Here is a 22,336-nt window from a genome sequence, read left to right as displayed (position 1 = left end):
TAATATTAATTAATCTTATTTTCAGACTTATATTGAAACTTCGAATCTCAACGACCTCCCTATGATAAGATTAGGCAACTTCTAGTTTATTTTTAAAAGGTTGCTTACGCCCGAATCCGGTGTTTGCGTCAGGGGAACGATCATGGAACAGAATCAGGCCACCAAAAGCAGTATCGAAATGTTTGATCTCGACACAGGGGCAAACGATCAGGGCTTGTCCGACAAAGTCGTCGTTATTAACAATTTTGAGATTGAACAGGAAAGCGATCTGGCCCTGCAATCCACCCATATTGCAAGCGATAAATCCAAATCCCTTGGTGAACAACGTATCTCAACTGGTAGCCGCCTTTCAAACGACGATGACGCAAACAGTCTTCAACACCTGAAGGTCAATATCTCCTCGGAAGACTTGAGCTCTGCGGCCCAAGCCGGAAAATTCGCTCTCCTTTCTCTTGATTTATCTAAATATACCGATGGTACCAACCAACAAATTATCCTGCGCAACCTCCCCCAAGGTGTTGAATCTTCTGCGGGCTACGTTCAAGGAGACGGTTCTATCGTCATTAATACGTCAGATAGTAATGAGTTTTACCTCGCCATTGACCCGCAACAAACAACCGTTAACATTCAACTTGAAATCGACATCGTTTTAAATACCGAAAACGACAAAGACACCACCGATGATATATCAGAAGAAAACAGCGCACCTGTTGCAACAGAAGATGCTTCCCTTGAAGTCAACGAAGACGGCACCCTGACCATTACCCAAGCCGACCTTCTCGAAAATGTCACTGATGCAGATGGTGACCAACTGACAGCTTTCGACTTGCAGATGGAAGGCGGTAACCTGACCGACAATGGCGATGGCACATGGACATTCCAGCCCAACGCCGATTTCAACGGTGATATTGACCTCTCCTATAAAGTAACAGACGGCGAAAGCACAACAACCGTTGAAGGCACGATTGAAGTTGCCGCCGTCAATGACGCAGCCGTGGTCAGCGAAGATACCTCGTTTGCCATGAATGAAGATGGCACCATTACCATTTCTGAATCTCAGTTGCTGGCGAACGCATCAGACGTCGATGGCGATAATCTGTCTGTGCAGAACCTCGCAGCCGATGGCGGCACGCTGAGTGATAACGGCGATGGCACATGGACGTTCGAACCCGCTGATGATTTCAACGGATCCATCGATCTCACGTATGATGTCTCGGATGGCACCACCATCACCGCCGCCGGTGGCACCATCGAGGTCGCCGCCGTCAATGACGCGGCCGTGGTCACCGAAGACACATCGTTTGCCATGAATGAAGATGGCACCATTACCATTTCTGAATCTCAGTTGCTGGCGAACGCATCAGACGTCGATGGCGATAATCTGTCCGTGCAGAACCTCGCAGCCGATGGCGGCACGCTCACCGATAACGGTAACGGCACATGGACGTTCGAACCCGCTGATGATTTCAACGGTTCCATCGATCTCACGTATGATGTCTCGGACGGCACCACCACCACGCAAGCCGGTGGCACCATCGAGGTCGCCGCCGTCAATGACGCAGCCGTGGTCAGCGAAGATACCTCGTTTGCCATGAACGAAGATGGCACCATCACCATTTCTGAATCTCAGTTGCTGGCGAACGCATCAGATGTCGATGGCGATAATCTGTCCGTGCAGAACCTCGCAGCCGATGGCGGCACGCTCACCGATAACGGTAACGGCACATGGACGTTCGAACCCGCTGCGGATTTCAACGGTTCCATCGATCTCACGTATGATGTCTCGGACGGCACCACCACCACGCAAGCCGGTGGCACCATTGAGGTCGCCGCCGTCAATGACGCAGCCGTGGTCAGCGAAGATACCTCGTTTGCCATGAATGAAGATGGCACCATTACCATTTCTGAATCTCAGTTGCTGGCGAACGCATCAGATGTCGATGGCGATAATCTGTCCGTGCAAAACCTCGCAGCCGATGGTGGCACGCTGAGTGATAACGGCGATGGCACATGGACGTTCGAACCCGCTGATGATTTCAACGGATCCATCGATCTCACGTATGATGTCTCGGACGGCACCACCACCACCGCCGCCGGTGGCACCATCGAGGTCGCCGCCGTCAATGACGCAGCCGTGGTCACCGAAGATACCTCGTTTGCCATGAACGAAGATGGCACCATTACCATTTCTGAATCTCAGTTGCTGGCGAACGCATCAGATGTCGATGGCGATAATCTGTCCGTGCAAAACCTCGCAGCCGATGGTGGCACGCTGAGTGATAACGGCGATGGCACATGGACGTTCGAACCCGCTGATGATTTCAACGGATCCATCGATCTCACGTATGATGTCTCGGACGGCACCACCACCACGCAAGCCGGTGGCACCATCGAGGTCGCCGCCGTCAATGACGCAGCCGTGGTCAGCGAAGATACATCGTTTGCCATGAATGAAGATGGCACCATTACGATCTCTGAATCTCAGTTGCTGGCGAACGCATCAGACGTCGATGGCGATAATCTGTCTGTGCAAAACCTCGCAGCCAATGGCGGCACGCTCACCGATAACGGCGATGGCACCTGGACGTTCGAACCCGCTGATGATTTCAACGGTTCCATCGATCTCACGTATGATGTCTCGGACGGCACCACCACCACCGCCGCCGGTGGCACCATCGAGGTCGCCGCCGTCAATGACGCAGCCGTGGTCAGCGAAGATACCTCGTTTGCCATGAATGAAGATGGCACCATTACCATTTCTGAATCTCAGTTGCTGGCGAACGCATCAGATGTCGATGGCGATAATCTGTCTGTGCAAAACCTCGCAGCCAATGGCGGCACGCTCACCGATAACAGTAACGGCACATGGACGTTCGAACCCGCTGATGATTTCAACGGTTCCATCGATCTCACGTATGATGTCTCGGACGGCACCACCACCACCGCCGCCGGTGGCACCATCGAGGTTGCCGCCGTCAATGACGCAGCCGTGGTCAGCGAAGATACCTCGTTTGCCATGAATGAAGATGGCACCATCACCATTTCTGAATCTCAGTTGCTGGCGAATGCTTCGGATGTGGATGGCGATAATCTGTCTGTGCAGAACCTCGCAGCCGATGGCGGCACGCTCACCGATAACGGTAACGGCACATGGACGTTCGAACCCGCTGATGATTTCAACGGATCCATCGATCTCACGTATGATGTCTCGGACGGCACCACCACCACGCAAGCCGGTGGCACCATCGAGGTCGCCGCCGTCAATGACGCGGCCGTGGTCAGCGAAGATACCTCGTTTGCCATGAATGAAGATGGCACCATTACCATTTCTGAATCTCAGTTGCTGGCGAACGCATCAGACGTCGATGGCGATAATCTGTCTGTGCAAAACCTCGCAGCTGATGGCGGCACGCTCACCGATAACGGCGATGGCACATGGACGTTCGAACCCGCTGATGATTTCAACGGATCCATCGATCTCACGTATGATGTCTCGGACGGCACCACCACCACCGCCGCCGGTGGCACCATCGAGGTCGCCGCCGTCAATGACGCAGCCGTGGTCAGCGAAGATACCTCGTTTGCCATGAATGAAGATGGCACCATCACCATTTCTGAATCTCAGTTGCTGGCGAACGCATCAGACGTCGATGGCGATAATCTGTCCGTGCAAAACCTCGCAGCCGATGGCGGCACGCTGAGTGATAACGGTAACGGCACATGGACGTTCGAACCCGCTGATGATTTCAACGGATCCATCGATCTCACGTATGATGTCTCGGACGGCACCACCACCACGCAAGCCGGTGGCACGATTGAAGTTGCCGCCGTCAATGACGCGGCCGAGGTCAGCGAAGATACCTCGTTTGCCATGAATGAAGATGGCACCATCACCATTTCTGAATCTCAGTTGCTGGCGAACGCATCAGACGTCGATGGCGATAATCTGTCTGTGCAGAACCTCGCAGCCGATGGCGGCACGCTCACCGATAACGGCGATGGCACCTGGACGTTCGAACCCGCTGATGATTTCAACGGTTCCATCGATCTCACGTATGATGTCTCGGACGGCACCACCACCACGCAAGCCGGTGGCACCATCGAGGTTGCAGCGGTCAATGACGCAGCCGTGGTCAGCGAAGACACCTCGTTTGCCATGAATGAAGATGGCACCATCACCATTTCTGAATCTCAGTTGCTGGCGAACGCATCAGATGTCGATGGCGATAATCTGTCCGTGCAGAACCTCGCAGCCGATGGCGGCACGCTCACCGATAACGGCGATGGCACCTGGACGTTCGAACCCGCTGCGGATTTCAACGGTTCCATCGATCTCACGTATGATGTCTCGGACGGCACCACCACCACGCAAGCCGGTGGCACCATCGAGGTTGCAGCGGTCAATGACGCAGCCGTGGTCAGCGAAGATACCTCGTTTGCCATGAATGAAGATGGCACCATCACCATTTCTGAATCTCAGTTGCTGGCGAACGCATCAGATGTCGATGGCGATAATCTGTCCGTGCAGAACCTCGCAGCCGATGGCGGCACGCTCACCGATAACGGCGATGGCACATGGACGTTCGAACCCGCTGATGATTTCAACGGATCCATCGATCTCACGTATGATGTCTCGGACGGCACCACCACCACCGCCGCCGGTGGCACCATCGAGGTCGCAGCCGTCAATGACGCAGCCGTGGTCAGCGAAGATACATCGTTTGCCATGAACGAAGATGGCACCATCACCATTTCTGAATCTCAGTTGCTGGCGAACGCATCAGACGTCGATGGCGATAATCTGTCCGTGCAGAACCTCGCAGCCGATGGCGGCACGCTCACCGATAACGGTAACGGCACATGGACGTTCGAACCCGCTGAGGATTTCAACGGTTCCATCGATCTCACGTATGATGTCTCGGATGGCACCACCATCACCGCCGCCGGTGGCACCATCGAGGTCGCCGCCGTCAATGACGCGGCCGTGGTCAGCGAAGATACATCGTTTGCCATGAATGAAGATGGCACCATTACCATTTCTGAATCTCAGTTGCTGGCGAACGCATCAGACGTCGATGGCGATAATCTGTCCGTGCAAAACCTCGCAGCTGATGGCGGCACGCTCACCGATAACGGCGATGGCACATGGACGTTCGAACCCGCTGATGATTTCAACGGTTCCATCGATCTCACGTATGATGTCTCGGACGGCACCACCACCACCGCCGCCGGTGGCACCATCGAGGTTGCCGCCGTCAATGACGCAGCCGTGGTCAGCGAAGACACATCGTTTGCCATGAATGAAGATGGCACCATTACCATTTCTGAATCTCAGTTGCTGGCGAACGCATCAGACGTCGATGGCGATAATCTGTCCGTGCAGAACCTCGCAGCCGATGGCGGCACGCTCACCGATAACGGCGATGGCACATGGACGTTCGAACCCGCTGATGATTTCAACGGATCCATCGATCTCACGTATGATGTCTCGGACGGCACCACCACCACCGCCGCCGGTGGCACCATCGAGGTCGCAGCGGTTAATGACGCAGCCGTGGTCAGCGAAGATACATCGTTTGCCATGAATGAAGATGGCACCATTACCATTTCTGAATCTCAGTTGCTGGCGAACGCATCAGACGTCGATGGCGATAATCTGTCCGTGCAGAACCTCGCAGCCGATGGCGGCACGCTCACCGATAACGGTAACGGCACCTGGACGTTCGAACCCGCTGATGATTTCAACGGATCCATCGATCTCACGTATGATGTCTCGGATGGCACCACCACCACGCAAGCCGGTGGCACCATCGAGGTCGCCGCCGTCAATGACGCAGCCGTGGTCAGCGAAGATACCTCGTTTGCCATGAACGAAGATGGCACCATCACCATTTCTGAATCTCAGTTGCTGGCGAACGCATCAGACGTCGATGGCGATAATCTGTCTGTGCAGAACCTCGCAGCCGATGGCGGCACGCTCACCGATAACGGTAACGGCACCTGGACGTTCGAACCCGCTGATGATTTCAACGGATCCATCGATCTCACGTATGATGTCTCGGACGGCACCACCACCACCGCCGCCGGTGGCACCATCGAGGTTGCCGCCGTCAATGACGGCCCAACAGCGAATGCCGATACGGCAAGTACGTCGGAAGATACAGCCGTCACCCTTGATTTGACAGGCAATGACAGCGACATTGAAAGTGATGATCTCAACATCACTCAAATCAACGGTGTTGATGTATCCGCAGGTGATAGCGTTGATGTTGGCAATGGGACTGTCACATTGAATGAAGATGGTACGGTCGAGTTCAGTGCCGATGAAGATTACAGTGGAACAGAAAGCTTCAGCTATACCGTCAGCGATGGCATCGACAGCGCCACATCAAACGCGACTGTTGATGTCAGTGCAGTGGCCGATGCCCCCACAATTTCTATGAATATTGGTGACGGAACAGCCCAGACTGTGGGTGGACAAACCACAGAAGTAACAATCGACAACAATAACGTGCTGGATGGTGGAAATGGATTTAGCGTCTCTGGCCGGGTCATTGATCATGGACAACTGAGCGAAGCCTCCAGCGATAATATAGGTGTCACCAACGGAAATCCTTCAGGTTTTGGTGTGAATGGTCGTGCCTCGGGTGCCGATGTCGAAACAGGTCACAGCAATGGCTTGTCTGAAGAATTAATCGTTGATTTTGACAATGACGTATCCAGTGTCGATGTTTCCTTTGCTTGGCAAAACAGTCAAGAAGACGCCAAATACGAACTGTATCAAGATGGTGAAAAAGTCGGTGAAGGCGTTATTCATGGTGGAAGTGACGGCGTTGACGGTGCAATCACAATCCATACAGATGACAACAGCGCCTTTGATCAAATTATTTTCACCGCACCGGGGGATGATGACGATTTCCTGATCAACAATATCGAATTTGAACATGTTGAAGCAGGTAACCCTGTCATTGATTATCCCATTGACATCAATGTTGCCCAAACAGATGCGGATGGATCGGAAACATTATCCGACATCACCCTGAATGACATTCCCGCTGGGGCTGTACTGTTGGTTAACGGAGAAGAAGTCGAGGTCAGTGACGCCAGCGCAACTCTTTCCACGAATGATTTAAGTGATGTTGTTCTGCGGATGCCACAAAACCACGATGGATTTGACCTTTCTGCTTCCGTCACATCAACAGACGGGGATGACAGTGCCACAAGCAGTACAACAGCCCAGGTCACAGCCGATGCACAGGCCGATGCCCCCTCACTGAACCTTGAAATCGGCGAACCGAGCACAATCATCCTTGGGGCCGAAGCTGGTGAAACTACCACTGTCTTTTCAACAAGCTTTGGTGAAGCCAGCAGCGGCTTCCATTCTGGTGAAGTGGATGGTTGGGATACCAATTCAGATGCCATCGAAGTCTGGAATCAATCCCGGTATAACAACGATTATTCCGGTGATGGTGCCTACGTTGAATTAAATGACGATGCCCGCGACCATTATGATGATGCTACCAGCATTAACCGGACCATTGATACGGTAGAAGATGCGACCTATAACATTGAGTTTGATTATTCTGGTCGCCCCGGCTTTGATGAAAACGTCAACGCCATTGAAGTTCGCATCAATGGCCAAACGGTTGCAGAGTTCAGCCACGACAATTCTCATGGATCAGATACCAACTGGCAAGATGGGTCTTTCAGCTTTACCGGAACGGGCGAGCCAATGACCATCGAATTTGTCAGTGTCGGCGATGCACAGGATTATGGCCGGGGAATGTATCTCGATAACATCGACGCAACACAAACATTGCCGGATAATCCGGGTGAAACATTTGTCGATTACCCCGTAAACCTGAGTGCCGAATTAACAGATACAGACGGTTCAGAAACTCTTTCTGATGTAACGCTTAGCGATATTCCTGATGGAGCCGTCCTGTTGGTTGACGGACAAGAAGTCACCATCACCGCAGGATCAGCAAATATTTCGGCTGATAATCTGGGAGATGTCGTCCTTCGTCTACCTGAAGGTCATGGCGAATTCAATCTGTCTGCTTCTGTAACCGCCAGTGAAGGTTCGGATACCGCAACGACAAGCGTAAGTGCTGAAATCGCAGCGCATGAAACGGAAACGCCTGAAGACCCCGTTATTGTGGAACCCGAAGTACCACTATCCAATATCGAAGCCGAAAACGAAAATACCGATAACAGCAATTATCGCGAGTTCGATGAAGCAAAAGACGACATGGGGGGATCAAAAGCGTTCACCAAAAACAATGGTAGTGGTCGTGATGATAATATGGATGCCCACAACACAGACTGGAAAACCGATGGCAAAGAAATGTACACTGGCAAAGGAGGCGATGACCGGGTTGGTGATGCCAACGACAACTATGGCGACGACCTTATGTCCGGTGGGGCTGGCGATGACCGTGTCTATGGCGGGGCTCATAACGATGTAATGTACGGCGACGACGGAGACAATCTGGATGCCGCCACAGACAATAACACCGATGGCAACGACACATTAGACGGCGGGTCCGGCAACGATGAAATTTACGGCGAAGGTGGTAACGACGTTCTGGACGGTGGATCCGGCGATGATTTCCTTGTCGGCGGGTCCGGTGATGACCAACTGACTGGGGACTCTGGAACCGATACCCTGCATGGTGGATCGGGCGACGATACACTTGAAGGCGGGTCTGGTAACGACGAATTGGTCGGTGGGTCCGGTGCCGACACCCTGATGGGTGATGGAGGCGATGACAAGCTGGTTGGTGGGAGCGGAAACGACACCATCTATGGCGATGATCGCAACAGTACCGATTGGGGCAATGACGATATCGATGGCGGTGCCGGGGACGACACCTTGTTTGGCGGTCGTGGGTCCGACGACATATCCGGCGGAGACGGCAATGATGTTCTGGATGCCGGCAACGATTGGAGCAGCAATACGCTGGATGGTGGCGCCGGTGACGACACCTTCTATGGCGGGGCTGGCAACGACACGATGATCGGCGGTGAAGGCGATGATCTGTTCTACTTCGGGGAAGGGTCCGGCGATGATGTTGTTCATGGTGGTGACAGCGGGGCCGAAGGGTGGATGGACACCGTCTATCTTGAAAATGAAGATGGCAGTGCTGTTGCCGAACACGAATGGTCGCTGGACCTGGAAAACGGATCTATCGAAGAACAAGCCGATGGATATATTGAGCTTTCAGACGATGCCTCCGGTACCATCACGTTCTCTGACGGTAGCGAATTAACATTCGAAGGAATTGAACGTTTCGAATGGTAAGAACCCCCTAAAACTACAAGGCGGGTCTTTATTAATTGAGGATCCGCCTTTTTTTGTGACTTGACAGGTCTCGCGTCAAATGGGATCACAAGAAAATTTTAACATTTGGAATAAAGGACGAGATCATGTCTCTTTGCCCCTGCGGTTCTCGCGAGGAATACGAAAATTGCTGCGCCCCGTTTCATAACGGTGAGATTGCACCCACTGCTGAAAAACTGATGCGTTCACGTTACAGTGCTTTCGAAAAAGAACAACTCGGCTACCTCGAAGAAACACTCAGCTTTGCCAGTCGCAAGGATTATGACGCAGACGAAACCGCGCAATGGGCCAATCAAGCCCGATGGGACAGTCTGGAAATCGTCAAGACCGAAGGCGGTCAGGAAAATGACGACACAGGCATTGTTGAATTTCGTGCTTTCTTCAAAATAAACGGGCGCAAACAGGTTCACCACGAACGCAGCCGTTTTACAAAGGTCGAGGGCCGCTGGTATTATGAAGACGGTGAAATGAACCCCGCCCAGGAACAACGCATTGTGGCCAATAAAGTGGGCCGTAACGACCCCTGTATTTGCGGGTCCGGTAAAAAATTCAAAAAATGCTGTGGGGCATAAAGCATTTGGGGTAAAGCCCTAAGTTATGTCAGAATGTCTTAAACTGATATAATGAAGGGGCTTATTCATGGGGCGGATCATCAAGTCCAAACTGGCAAACGGTGTTTTTTGGCTGGAATTCCCCGGTGCTGATCTGCGTATTTTATGCGGATGCCCGGCGGACTCGGTCAAACACATGATGAAACGCGGGGTGATTTTGCAAAATGAAGCAAGCCCCGTGTTTCTTGAATCCGGCCCCAATGCCATTTTGTTATCAGACCTAAGTGTTCAAAAAGGCAGTTTCTCCAATCTGGGGGAATTTCCCGTCCTTCAAATGCTGTACCGCCAAGGGATGATTTTGCCCGATCATCCCGGCAACACCGGCGTAAAACCCCTTTTGATCGGACATCCCGACCAACTTTCTGCACAAATTCAATATATCTATCGCGGCAATTACGGTCTGGCGAGTGAACGCGAGTTAATGAATGCCGGGGCCAGCCCCGAACAAGCAAAAGAACTGATGCGTCTGAAACTGAAGTTCGCCTTCGGTCAAATTGCCAACCCTAAAGAATTACTCGACAGTCTTGTCGTCGACAGCGCGATAACATCCATTCGAAATGGTGTCACCGTGCGCCGTCTGGATGTCAATATTTTTGAATTTTCTTATGAGAATGAAAGCGTCCAGATTGATTTGAATTTAGCAGAGGGGGAGCAATATATGCCCTCCTACACGTTGGGTCATTTTCAAGTCGCACGGGAATATTTCAGTGTCGTACATTCCGGCGAAGGCGATGGTTGGGATATTGAACGCCCGTCAATGGCAAGTTTGCTGACCTTCCAAGGCCGCATCTACTTGATTGACGTTGGTCCCAATATCGAAACGACTTTAAAATCCCTCGGGGTCGATATCAGTGAAGTTGAAGGGGTTTTTATGACCCACTGCCATGACGATCATTTTGCAGGTTTACCGACATTGATCCGGTCCGATCATCGGATTAAATTTTTCGCTACCCCCTTGGTTCGTCATGCAACCGTCAAGAAATTATCCGCCCTTATGGGACTGGATGAAAGCCGATTTAATCAGTTTTTTAATGTTTATGACCTATGCGAAGGCACATGGAACGATATTGGCGGGCTGGAAATCAAACCCGTCAACTCCCCTCACCCGATGGAAACCAGCATTCTGTATTTCCGCACCCAATGGGGCGGTGGTTATAAAACGTATGGGCATCTTGCCGATATTGCGGCCTTTGATGTACTCGACGCCATGATCACCACAGACGAGAATGCCCCCGGCATATCGCAGGAATTTTGTGATCAAGTAAAACAAGCCTATCTTGAACCCTGCGATATTAAAAAGGTTGATAACGGCGGAGGCATGATCCACGGACAAGCCAAAGATTTTACAGATGATCAATCCAGCAAAATCATCTTTGCCCATACCGCACGTGCGTTAAATGAAGATGAGCGCCTTATCGGCAGTGGTGCCCCCTTTGGCACCGAAGATATCCTGATCCCCAGCAACCATGATTACATGTTTGGCAGTGCCCTGAAATCACTGGAATCTTTTTTTCCCGATCTCCCTCAAAACCAATTCCGGCTTTTGTTGAACCATGAAATTGTGACGATCAACCCGGAAGAAATCATTCTCAAAGCCGGTGATAAAATCGACAATGCCTATTTTATTTTAAGCGGAACCACCGAAATCCTCGATCCCATCAGCAATAAAACCCACCGTATGTCCGCAGGCAGTTTCATTGGTGATATGCACGGTCTTTGTGATGCCTTATCCAGCGAAACATATCGGGCAATCAGTTTTGTCAAAGCCTTGAAACTGCCGATCCAAATGTATCGGGAATTTGTTAATCGCAACGATTCATTTTCTGCCATTGCCGCCTTGGCTGAAAAACGCGAATTATTGCAAAAATCTTGGTTATTCGGGGGATCTATATCCGATGGCATAAAAAATGCCATTGCCGCCAGTATGCATTTAACAAAAGATATCAATGACCTTCATGACTACAGCCTGACCCAAAATTATATTGGCTTGATTAAAGAAGGCCAAGTCACGCTCAAGCTGGGCGAGAATGACTTTTTAACGCTTTCACCGGGAGACTCCCTCTTTGAAGATCATGCCGTTTACAAGATGAAAAGCATCTTTACACTGGCATTTTCCCCCAATTGCTCGGTTGCCCTGATCCCGGTTTCTGCCATTCAGGAAATCCCCATCGTGCAGTGGAAGCTTCTGGAAACCGTAACCCGCCAAATGCGCGCTTTGTCCAACTCGCGTCTTTGGGATGAAAGCTTACTGATATGGCGCGATACCTATAGCGTTGGCATCCCTGAAATGGATGCCCATCACAAGCGTTTGCTCGAATTAACCAAAGGTCTTATTCATGCGCTAGGCGTTCAGAAGCCCCAAGAAGATATGACGCGGCTTATTGAAGACCTGATGGAATACACAAGTTTCCATTTTGCCCGCGAAGAAGAGATTTTTGTTGAATCCGGCTATTCAGAAGCCGCTTCACATATGGATACCCATGCCAAACTGGTTGGGCAAGTGGGGGAGTTAAAGCGGAATTGCCGTTTCCCAATATCAGAAAAAGATGCTGAAGAAATCCATACATTCCTGAAACGATGGATTTTGATGCATATCCTGCTTGAAGATCGCAAATATGCCTCTTACATCTTGGGTAGAAGGTCTACTAATGCGAATGCGCAGGGGATTACCCAAAAAAGATAGTTGTCCGCCACCTATGTTTCAGGCAAAATTTGCAGCAATAAAATGAAATAAAACAATAATCAAAGCCCACGAGGGGGATAACCATGCAGTCAAATATGGACGGCGTTTACGCAAAAGGCGTGGGTGAAATCGTAGACCAGCTACGATCTGAATTTCTTGATGAAGTCAAAGACACACTCGAAAAATTAACCTTCACCATTGATGAAGTGCGCCATGAACGCAACGATATTAAAATGTTGGTGGAGGAGGTCCAGCGCGCCACCATGTCCATTAAAGGACAAGCGCACAACTATGACCTAGCTGCACTGGCAACCGTGGCTGCGCGCTGTGAAGATTATCTTGCCAATGTCAGAAACTATCCGCCACGCACACTGGATGATATCCAGACCTATGTCGATTGCATGATCGACATTGCCGAAAAACCGGATATCGAAGAACGCGACATTTCCCACCTTGTGCGCGAACTTCCCGCAAAAGTCCGCCTTGATGCCAGCATCCTTGAGGTGCGCAACGTCGAAGTTCTGCTTGTCATGTTACATGGTGCGGCGACACATTTTGTTGAACGCGAACTACAGGAATGCGGCTATCGTGTTTCCACCTGCACATCCGCCCTTGATGCCATGCCCCTGATTATCCGCACAAAACCGGATTTGGTGATTATCTCCGCCATGATGCCGGAACTGTCCGGTATTGATCTGGCCTCCGGTCTTGCTGCCATGCCCGCCACCCGCAACATTCCGACGGCCCTGATTACAAGCTTGCCTGAAGATGATCCCTATCTGCAACTTCTATCCGATCGCGTTCCGATTATTCACAAGAGCGCCTCGTTCGGGGATGATCTGGCAGAAGCCTTAAGCAACCTTTTCCTCATTTAACCAAATGAAAAGGAACGAATTTGAAACAACAACAACCAATTTTAAGGCAGAACTCTTTGATCTAAAGATTTCTGCCCACAGGGAATGTCATCATGTCGCAAACAATCACCTACAAATTTTATGCTGCCAACCAACAAATCATACAAATGGATCTGCGTTTTAATGATAAAACGTATCAGATTGAATTAAGCGACGATAACCCAAAACCTGACTGGGCGAAATTATCCCATCATAAATGTTCCAATTGCCCGCTTGGTGAAGATGTTGAATGGTGTCCGACGGCCTTGGCCCTTTCAGAATTTCTACCACATTTCAAAACCAAATTTTCTTATGAAAAGGCGGTGATTGAAGTCGATACGCCCATGCGTAGTATCATTACAAAATCCAATTTCCAAAATGGCATTGCCTCCCTGTTCGGGCTGGCTTGCGCGACTTCGGGGTGTGAACATACAAAATTTCTGCGACCCCTTGCACGTTTTCATCTGCCCTTTGCTAATGAACAGGAAACCGTCTTTCGCACCCTCAGTGCCAATTTATTGATGCAATATGTTAACAATATTCAGAAGGGCCGAAACGACCCGATTAATTTCGATAGCCTGAATGAAAGCTATGCAAAGCTCTCCGTTGTCAATTCACACCTAACCAAACGTTTAAATGATGGTGTTGAACGGGACGCGGTCTTAAATGCTGTTATTATTTTAGACGTGTTTGCCCTGATTACCCCGGAAAATACAGATGGAACGTTTGAAGATCTGGAAGATGTCTTTGTAACGGAGTAATCTTTTCTTAAACATACTCTTACACACTGCATAGTATGCGTCAGTCTATCCGGGTGAAATATGACAACCGAAGAAGAAAGCAAGCTCTATAAAGCACAGACGGAAAATCGTCATTTAATCAACACGATTTCTGCCCTTCGTGACGAACTTGATCGGGTCAATGCCGCCAAAGACGAGGCTGTTCAAAAAGCTGTTGCCAATGCCCATCAGGAAAACCTGCTTCTGCAAAAAACCATACAAGCCTTGCGCGATGAAATGGAAGCCGTGCGCCGTGAAATGGACGATGCCGTCCAGAAGGCACGCGCAGATGCCCACGGTGAAATCCTTCAATTAACCCAGACCGCTCAGGCCTTGCGCGACGAGCTGGAAAAAATGCGCGCCCATATGGATGAAGAAGTTCAAAGAACACTGGCAGACGGTAAACAAGAAGCCAACACCTTAATCCACACCGCTCAGGCCCTGCGGGACCAATTGGAAAAATTACAACAAAATAAAGAAGAAACCGTGCAACGCACCAAAGCAGATGGTCATGGCGAAGCACTTCAATTACAACGCACTGTCGCGTCCTTGCGTGACGAGATGGAATTGATGAAACATCGCTACGATGAACAAAGACAAGAGCTGGAACGCAGCTTTCGAGATGAAAATCAGCAATTACGTGATACAATCACGGCCTTAAGGGAAACGTTGGAGGCACAACATGCCGGAAAGTAGTTCTGATCTGCAAGATACAACAAACAACACCTATGTGACGGCCAGTTCGGCTCAGCTTGTCTTGCAGGTCTCCCACGATGTTGCCCGCGCCGATAGTCTGGATGAACAACTGCACATTATTATGGAAGCGGTGACCAAAGCGACCAATTCAGAACGCGGCACCCTTTTCCTCAATGACTTTGCCACCAACGAACTTTATTCACGGGTCGCACTGGGTGATGTGAAACGCGAAATTCGTATCCTCAACAATTCCGGTATTGCGGGGGCCGTCTATACGACAGGCATCCCTGAAATCGTTGATGATGCCTATGGCGATAAACGGTTCAACCACAGTGTCGATCACGTCACAGGCTACAAGACACGCAACATCCTGTGTGCCCCGGTGCGCACCGTAAAGGGCGATATTCTGGGCGTTGCGCAAACCCTGAATAAAAATGATGGCGGCCAGTTTAGCGAAGACGATCTCGCCATTATGCAGGCGATTACGACGCAGGCCTCTATTGCGCTGCAAGGCACCTTGTTTATTGAACGCATGGAAAAATTGCGTGAGCAGGAAGCCGAATTTCTCAATGTTGTTTCCGATGTCTCCTCGGAAATCAACCTCGGTCCGTTGCTGCAAATGATTATGAGCGCCATCACAAAGATGTTGCAGGCTGATCGTTCCACCTTGTTCCTCAACGACGAAAAAACCAACGAGCTTTATACCCAGATCGGTCAAGGCTTGGGCGCAACCAACATTCGCCTGCCCAATCACCTCGGTATTGCCGGGGCGGTCTTTACTTCGGGGAAAACGGTCAACATCCCCTATGCCTATGCCGATCTTCGTTTTAATCCCGCCTTCGATAAACAAACCGGATATTTCACCCGTTCCATTCTCTGTTGCCCCGTTTTAAACAAGGACGGCAAGGTCATCGGTGTGACGCAGGTTCTCAACAAAAAGGGCGGTCCCTTCAATCAGGATGACGAACAACGCCTGACCGCCTTTACCTCGCAAATCGCCATTGGGCTGGAAAATGCCCAACTGTTTGCGGACGTTCAGCAGATGAAGAACTATAACGAAAGCATGCTGGAAAGTATGAGTAACGCGGTTGTCACCTTTGATGAAGAAGGTGTCATTGTGACCTGTAACGCCGCAGGACTTCGTATTCTCAAAGCCACGCAAGATGAAGTCATCGGCCATAAAGACGAAGACTTTTTCACAGGCGAAAACAGCTGGGTCGTTGAACGTCTGCATATGGTGCGTGAAAGCAACGAAGCTGACATTTTACTGGATGCTATTCTCAAAATCGGACCAAATGCGGAAGAAACCTCGATCAACGTCACCACCCTGCCCTTGCTGGATAAAGATTCCAAAGCAATCGGCACCATGATTATGATGGAAGATATCAGTTCGGAAAAACGGATGAAGTCCACCATGTCACGCTATATGGATCCGGGTTTGGCTGACAAGCTGATGGGCGGCGGCGAAGAGATTCTCGGTGGTCAAAGCAGCATCGCAACCGTCCTGTTTTCCGATGTGCGCAGCTTTACAACCTTGTCCGAAGAACTGGGCGCACAAGGGATCGTCAGTCTGTTAAACGAATATTTCACCGTTATGGTCGATTGCCTGAATGCAGAAGAAGGCATGCTGGATAAATTCATCGGGGACGCCATCATGGCGATTTTCGGCACACCCTTCCCCCATGAAGATGACCCGGACCGGGCGGTGCGATGCGCCATTGATATGATGAATAAATTGCGCGCGTTTAACAAAGATCGGACGACCAAGGGTTTGATGCCTATTGATATAGGCATCGGCCTCAACACCGACAACGTGGTTTCCGGTAATATTGGTTCCCCCAAACGGATGGATTATACGGTCATCGGGGATGGTGTGAACCTTGCTGCACGTCTTGAAAGCGGCACCAAACAGTATGGTGCCCATATCCTTATTTCAGAATTTACCTTTAAGGCGTTGCGCGGTACGTATCGTTACCGGGAAATGGACCATGTGGTTGTAAAAGGCAAAACCAAACCGGTTGCGATTTACGAATTGCTTGATTATCACACCGAAGAAACCTTCCCCAATATGGTGGATGCCTTGGCCCATTTCCGTGATGGGATGGAATGCTATCGCAAAGGGACCTTTGACAACGCGATTGACAGCTTCAAAAAAGTTCTCGCCCTCAATCCAAAGGATAAAGCTTCCGAAATTTATATTGAGCGTTGCGAACATCTCAAAGAAACCGTTGATCCGGATAACTGGGACGGCATTTGGGTAATGACGTCCAAATAAAGGCGACTTTGCCCTATTCTTGACCTTTTTCGAATATACTGTCTCGCCTATTCTCAGGAACTATGGGGTCATAGCCATGCGCGCTGCTGCTTTTTTTATTTTTGCCTTTTCTCTTTTGATAAACTTTTCCGCTTCTGCTGATGATTTTTATGATCTGAAGCACAGCATTCGCGGGTATAAAAATCTGGTCAATACGCCGCCAGCCCCGCTGACCAAATTCACCGACAAAGATGGCAACACCGTTACACTGGCTGATTTCAAGGGAAAAGTGGTTTTATTAAACCTATGGGCGACATGGTGCCCGCCTTGCATTAAAGAAATGCCCGGCCTGAACGAGTTGGCGAAATATTTTAAAGATAAAGATTTTGTCGTTCTTGCCATTGCCACCGGTCGCCAAGGCCGCGAAAGCCCCGATGATTTTCTTGAAAAGCGTGAATTAACAGCGATGGCTTCCTATTCCGATAAGGATCAGGAATTTTTACGCATGATGAAAATCAGCAGCTTGCCCGTCAGTTTTATTATTGATCAAAACGGCCTAATGCGCGGCGGGGTTAAGGGACGTACCGAATGGGATACCCCGGATGCCAAAGCCGCCCTTGGCAAATTGCTGGATAATCTGAAACAATCATAAAAAACCAGCCTCCCATAAACAGAAATCCATCTGTCCAATTTTCAATTTATTTTCTTTTTAATTTTACGCAAATGCATCGTCGCAATCTAAAACAGATTGCTCGGGATTTACTCTTATAAAAAAGCGAGCCGGGTATATCCCAGCTCGCTTCGTTTCAAAATTATTTCCCAGACACTTAACGTGCAGAAGAATAACCAATTGTTTGCAAGGCTTCATCGATTTCCGGCAAAATGGTCGGATCATCAATTGTTGCAGGCATTTTATAGTCTTTGCAATCTGCAATCGCCTGCATGGTGCCACGCAGAATTTTACCGGACCGTGTTTTCGGCAAACGATCTACGACAACGCATTTCTTGAAAGCGGCAACCGCGCCGATTTTATCACGAACCATTTTGACGACTTCATTGACGATTTCGTCATGTTTTTTCTCAACACCCGCTTTCAGGACAATAAAGCCAACCGGCATTTGACCTTTCAGTTTGTCATCCGCACCAATTACCGCACATTCCGCAACATCAGGGTGTGCAGACAGGACTTCTTCCATACCGCCTGTTGACAAACGGTGGCCTGCCACGTTGATGATATCATCTGTACGCGCCATGATGGAAACATAGCCATCTTCATCAATGACACCCGCATCCGCTGTTGCGTAAAAACCGGGGAATTCTTCCAGATATTTGGCTTTATAAAGGTCATCATTGCCCCACAATGTCGGCAACGTTCCCGGCGGCAACGGCAATTTACAAACGATTGCACCGATTTGACCGGCAGGAACCGGATGACCGGCATCGTCCAGAACCTGAACGTCCCAGCCCGGTACCGGCTTGGTCGGTGAACCCGGCTTGACCGGGAATTCGTGCAAGCCCAACGGGTTGGCACAAATGGCCCAACCTGTTTCCGTTTGCCACCAGTGATCGACCACCGGTTTTTTCAGGATATCCTGCGCCCATTGTAAAGTATCCGGGTCGGTACGTTCGCCTGCCAGATACAGCGCTTTCAGGCAGGATGTATCGTACTTGCCAAGGAATTCAGCCTTCGGATCATCACGTTTAATGGCACGGAAAGCCGTTGGTGCCGTAAACAGAACGCGAATGTTATATTCTTCGATCATACGCCAGAAAACACCCGCATCCGGCGTCCCGACAGGCTTACCTTCAAAGAAGACTGTTGTACAACCTTGCAGCAGCGGACCATAAACGATGTAAGAATGACCAACAACCCACCCCACATCGGACGCCGCCCAGTAAACGTCACCAGCTTCGACGTTATAGATGTTTTTCATGGTCCACTTCAGCGCAACCATATGGCCGCCATTGTCGCGAACCACGCCCTTCGGCTGGCCTGTTGTGCCGGAAGTGTACAAAATATAAAGCGGATCAGTCGCAGCAACAGACACACAGGCAGCCGGTTCAGCCTTTGCCATTTCCGTTTCGTAATCGAAGTCATACCCGTCTTTCAATTCGGCTTTGGCTTCTTCGCGCGCGACAATCACCGTTGCGTCCGGTTTATGTTCGGACAGTTCAATCGCACCGTCCAACAGCGGTTTATAAGCAATGACACGGCCCGGTTCGATCCCGCAAGAGGCCGAAACAATGACTTTCGGTTTCGCATCATTGATACGGACCGCCAATTCGTTTGAGGCAAAACCACCAAAGACAACCGAATGAACCGCACCCAAGCGGGCAACCGCCAACATAGCAATCGCAGCTTCCGGGATCATCGGCATATAAATAATAACGCGGTCGCCCTTGCCAACACCACGCGCTTTTAACACACCGGCAAAGCGCGACACTTTATCTTGCAACTGGTTGTATGTGATTTTGCTTTTGTGCCCTGTAATCGGGCTGTCGTAAATGATTGCATCCTGATCGCCACGGCCATCCTCTACGTGACGGTCCACTGCGTTATAACAGGTGTTACATTCTGCGCCGGTAAACCAACGGTACAACGGGGCATTGGAATCATCCAAAACCTTGTCCCATTTTTTGTCCCATTTGATATCTTCAGCAGCTTTTGCCCAAAACCCGTCCGGGTTTTCCATCGATTCTTTGTATGCTTCTTCGTACCGGTTGGTCATAACGTCCCCTATTTCCAAGCGATTTTCCCAAAAAACGTTCGAAGACTTCCCTGTCGTTCAAACCTGAGGTGGAGTGTGACTCAAATCGAGAAAAAATAAAAGTGTTAATTTGGTATTGTTTTACCGATTTTTTGTTCTTAATAATCATTCCGTGCAGAAAAAGGAGGCCTTATCTTACAAAAAATCCACATATACCGATTTATTTTTACGTGCATACTCGCTTTTTGGTATTCCTGAATGGCGTCTATGCTGCTATGAATCCCTTCAATAAATCTCCACCAAAATACCAATCGGGGAAGAAACACCATGGAAAATATCTACGACCTTCATCTGGAAAAGACACCCGCGAACTATGAATCGCTGTCGCCTTTATCCTTCATCAAACGAACCGCAATGGTTTATCCGGACCGCGCCAGTGTCATTCACGGGGATCGTGTCTACACATGGAAAGAAACGTACGAGCGTTCTGTCCGCCTTGCCTCCGCCCTTGCCAAACTCGGCATTAAAAAAGGCGATACCGTTGCCGTTATGGGCAACAACACCCCGGAAACATACGAAGCCCATTTTGGTGTACCGATGTGCGGGGCTGTGTTAAACACCCTGAATATCCGACTGGATGCCGAAGCTATTGCCTTTATCCTGCAACATGGGGAAGCCAAGGTTTTGTTCACTGATCGTGAATTTTCAGCAACCACCAAAGCCGCCGTTGCCCGATTGGAAAAGAAACCGATCCTCATTGATATTGATGACGCCTTGGCAGAAGGCGGCGAATTGATCGGTCAGGAAGATTACGAACAGTTCATTTCAAAAGGTGATCTGGAATATGACTGGAGCGGCCCGGCTGATGAATGGGACGCCATTTCACTGAACTATACATCAGGTACAACCGGCAATCCGAAAGGCGTGGTTTATCACCATCGCGGCGCTTATTTGAACGCCATCGGCAACGCCCTTGACTGGAACATGCAACAACACGCCATTTATCTGTGGACGCTGCCCATGTTCCATTGCAACGGCTGGTGCTTCCCTTGGACAATTGCAGCCAAGGCCGGTACCAACATCTGCCTGCGCAAAGTAAATGCCAAAAACATTTATGAAGCCATTGAAAAACATAAAGTCACCAACTTCTGCGGCGCACCGATTGTGTTGTCTTTTGTCATTAATGCGACAGAAGAAGAGAAAAAGCCGTTTGACCATAAATGTTCTATTATGACGGCTGCGGCCCCACCGCCGGCTTCCGTTTTAAAAGCCATTCAGGATGAAGGCTTTGATGTGACCCATGCCTACGGCCTGACGGAAACATATGGTCCGGCTGTTTTCTGCGCCTGGAAAGAAGAATGGAACGATCTGCCGATTGAACGCCAAGCCTTCCAGAAATCGCGCCAGGGTGTGCGCTATACACTGGAAGAAGGGCTGATGATTGCTGACGCAGAAAGCACGGTTGAACATCCGTGGGATGGGGAAACAATGGGCGAGGTCTGCTTCCGTGGCAATATCGTGATGAAAGGCTATCTGAAAAACCCGTCCGCCACAGACGATGCGTTCCGTGGCGGCTGGTTCCATTCCGGCGATTTAGGTGTGCGTCATAATGACGGCTATATTCAACTGAAAGACCGTTCAAAAGACATCATCATTTCCGGTGGGGAAAATATTTCTTCGATCGAAGTCGAAGATGCCCTTTACCGTCACCCGGCTGTAGCGGCCGTTGCCGTTGTGGCCAAACCCGATGAAAAATGGGGGGAAACACCGGCGGCCTTTATCGAACTCAAACCCGATGCAGGCCCTGTCACCGAAGAAGATATCATCAAACATTGCCGCGACAATCTTGCGCATTATAAATGTCCGCGCACGGTTATTTTCCAGGAAGTACCGAAAACATCCACCGGTAAAATCCAGAAATTCGTCCTGCGTGATGGATTGAGAAAAGAAGCTGGCGAACTGTAAAAGAAACCGCAGCCTATCCCCAAAAAAACCCCGTTTGTTTTCAAGCGGGGTTTCAGACTGCTGACAAAGTGTTTTCAGTAAATAACGTCAATTCGGGATAAGGAATGTTGTCGGCAAGGCTTTCAGTGAACATGCAGGTTTCCTCGGTTTCAAAACATATGCAGCCAATCCTGCAAGCAGATTGATGAAGAAATGATCTGTTTTCCTGTGTCTTGAATGTTCAATCTGGCAAATTTCTTTCAGTTGTCCGATAACAGCTTCGACAATCGCCCGCTTGGACAGGAACCATTTCTGGAAAGAAGTATGATTGGCTGGTTTCATTTTCTTTCGGTGTTTTGTAATGAACTCAACCCCTTGTTCTGACAAATCTTGCGTCAACTTTTTGGAGATGTAGCCTTTGTCAC

11 protein-coding genes are annotated in these 22,336 nt (G+C 49.9%); 9 read left to right on the top strand and 2 right to left on the bottom strand.

All coding sequences use genetic code 11. The annotated features are described in order from the left end of the window. Positions 1 to 142 precede the first annotated feature (142 nt). From IEW74_RS12745 to IEW74_RS12710, 8 genes are all read left to right on the top strand, one after another. Positions 143 to 9,304, top strand: a complete 9,162-nt coding sequence (locus IEW74_RS12745) for a cadherin-like domain-containing protein (protein WP_188665803.1) — start codon at positions 143 to 145, stop codon at positions 9,302 to 9,304. Positions 9,305 to 9,429: 125 nt separating this feature from the next. Then, on the top strand, positions 9,430 to 9,915 hold the full coding sequence (locus tag IEW74_RS12740) for a YchJ family protein (RefSeq protein ID WP_188665800.1): 486 nt from the start codon (positions 9,430 to 9,432) through the stop codon (positions 9,913 to 9,915). A gap of 67 nt (positions 9,916 to 9,982) precedes the next feature. After that, the gene (locus IEW74_RS12735; RefSeq protein ID WP_188665797.1) at positions 9,983 to 12,637 is read left to right on the top strand and encodes a bacteriohemerythrin; all 2,655 of its coding nucleotides are present in this window, start codon (positions 9,983 to 9,985) and stop codon (positions 12,635 to 12,637) included. Between the two features lie 83 nt (positions 12,638 to 12,720). Further along, positions 12,721 to 13,512 (top strand): response regulator, encoded by a 792-nt coding sequence (locus IEW74_RS12730; RefSeq protein WP_188665795.1) that lies wholly within the window; start codon positions 12,721 to 12,723, stop codon positions 13,510 to 13,512. Between the two features lie 92 nt (positions 13,513 to 13,604). After that, positions 13,605 to 14,291, top strand: a complete 687-nt coding sequence (locus tag IEW74_RS12725; protein ID WP_188665792.1) for a DUF6901 family protein — start codon at positions 13,605 to 13,607, stop codon at positions 14,289 to 14,291. A gap of 60 nt (positions 14,292 to 14,351) precedes the next feature. Then, entirely contained in the window at positions 14,352 to 15,005 is a 654-nt protein-coding gene (locus IEW74_RS12720) for a hypothetical protein (protein ID WP_188665788.1), read from the top strand. Further along, positions 14,992 to 17,280, top strand: coding sequence for a GAF domain-containing protein (locus tag IEW74_RS12715; protein WP_188665782.1), 2,289 nt, complete (start codon positions 14,992 to 14,994; stop codon positions 17,278 to 17,280). Before IEW74_RS12720 ends, IEW74_RS12715 begins: the two co-directional genes overlap by 14 nt. A gap of 76 nt (positions 17,281 to 17,356) precedes the next feature. Continuing rightward, entirely contained in the window at positions 17,357 to 17,911 is a 555-nt protein-coding gene (locus IEW74_RS12710; protein ID WP_188665780.1) for a TlpA disulfide reductase family protein, read from the top strand. A 175-nt stretch (positions 17,912 to 18,086) separates the two neighbouring features. Here IEW74_RS12710 and IEW74_RS12705 read toward each other — a convergent pair whose 3' ends face one another. Next, complete coding sequence (locus tag IEW74_RS12705; protein ID WP_188665777.1) at positions 18,087 to 19,988, bottom strand: propionyl-CoA synthetase; 1,902 nt, start codon at positions 19,986 to 19,988, stop codon at positions 18,087 to 18,089. 306 nt (positions 19,989 to 20,294) lie between these two features. Here IEW74_RS12705 and IEW74_RS12700 point away from each other — a divergent pair, with 306 nt between their 5' ends. Further along, entirely contained in the window at positions 20,295 to 21,932 is a 1,638-nt protein-coding gene (locus IEW74_RS12700) for an acyl-CoA synthetase (RefSeq protein WP_188665774.1), read from the top strand. A gap of 87 nt (positions 21,933 to 22,019) precedes the next feature. On the opposite strand, the gene IEW74_RS12695 is transcribed toward IEW74_RS12700, so the two are convergent. Beyond that, on the bottom strand, positions 22,020 to 22,336 hold a 317-nt coding region (locus IEW74_RS12695), incomplete at its 5' end, for a transposase (RefSeq protein ID WP_188665771.1).

Source organism: Terasakiella brassicae, from assembly GCF_014641495.1.
In the GTDB taxonomy this organism is placed as follows: Bacteria; Pseudomonadota; Alphaproteobacteria; order Rhodospirillales; family Terasakiellaceae; genus Terasakiella; species Terasakiella brassicae.
This window is presented reverse-complemented; position numbering and strand designations above follow the sequence as displayed.

Bases quoted from the DNA above. Each gene is read 5' to 3' on its own strand.
- IEW74_RS12705 (WP_188665777.1), bottom strand. From the start codon at position 19,988: ATGACCAACCGGTACGAAGAAGCATACAAAGAATCGATGGAAAACCCG.
- IEW74_RS12745 (WP_188665803.1), top strand. From the start codon at position 143: ATGGAACAGAATCAGGCCACCAAAAGCAGTATCGAAATGTTTGATCTC.
- IEW74_RS12700 (WP_188665774.1), top strand. From the start codon at position 20,295: ATGGAAAATATCTACGACCTTCATCTGGAAAAGACACCCGCGAACTAT.
- IEW74_RS12715 (WP_188665782.1), top strand. From the start codon at position 14,992: ATGCCGGAAAGTAGTTCTGATCTGCAAGATACAACAAACAACACCTAT.
- IEW74_RS12725 (WP_188665792.1), top strand. From the start codon at position 13,605: ATGTCGCAAACAATCACCTACAAATTTTATGCTGCCAACCAACAAATC.
- IEW74_RS12710 (WP_188665780.1), top strand. From the start codon at position 17,357: ATGCGCGCTGCTGCTTTTTTTATTTTTGCCTTTTCTCTTTTGATAAAC.
- IEW74_RS12740 (WP_188665800.1), top strand. From the start codon at position 9,430: ATGTCTCTTTGCCCCTGCGGTTCTCGCGAGGAATACGAAAATTGCTGC.
- IEW74_RS12730 (WP_188665795.1), top strand. From the start codon at position 12,721: ATGCAGTCAAATATGGACGGCGTTTACGCAAAAGGCGTGGGTGAAATC.
- IEW74_RS12720 (WP_188665788.1), top strand. From the start codon at position 14,352: ATGACAACCGAAGAAGAAAGCAAGCTCTATAAAGCACAGACGGAAAAT.
- IEW74_RS12735 (WP_188665797.1), top strand. From the start codon at position 9,983: ATGGGGCGGATCATCAAGTCCAAACTGGCAAACGGTGTTTTTTGGCTG.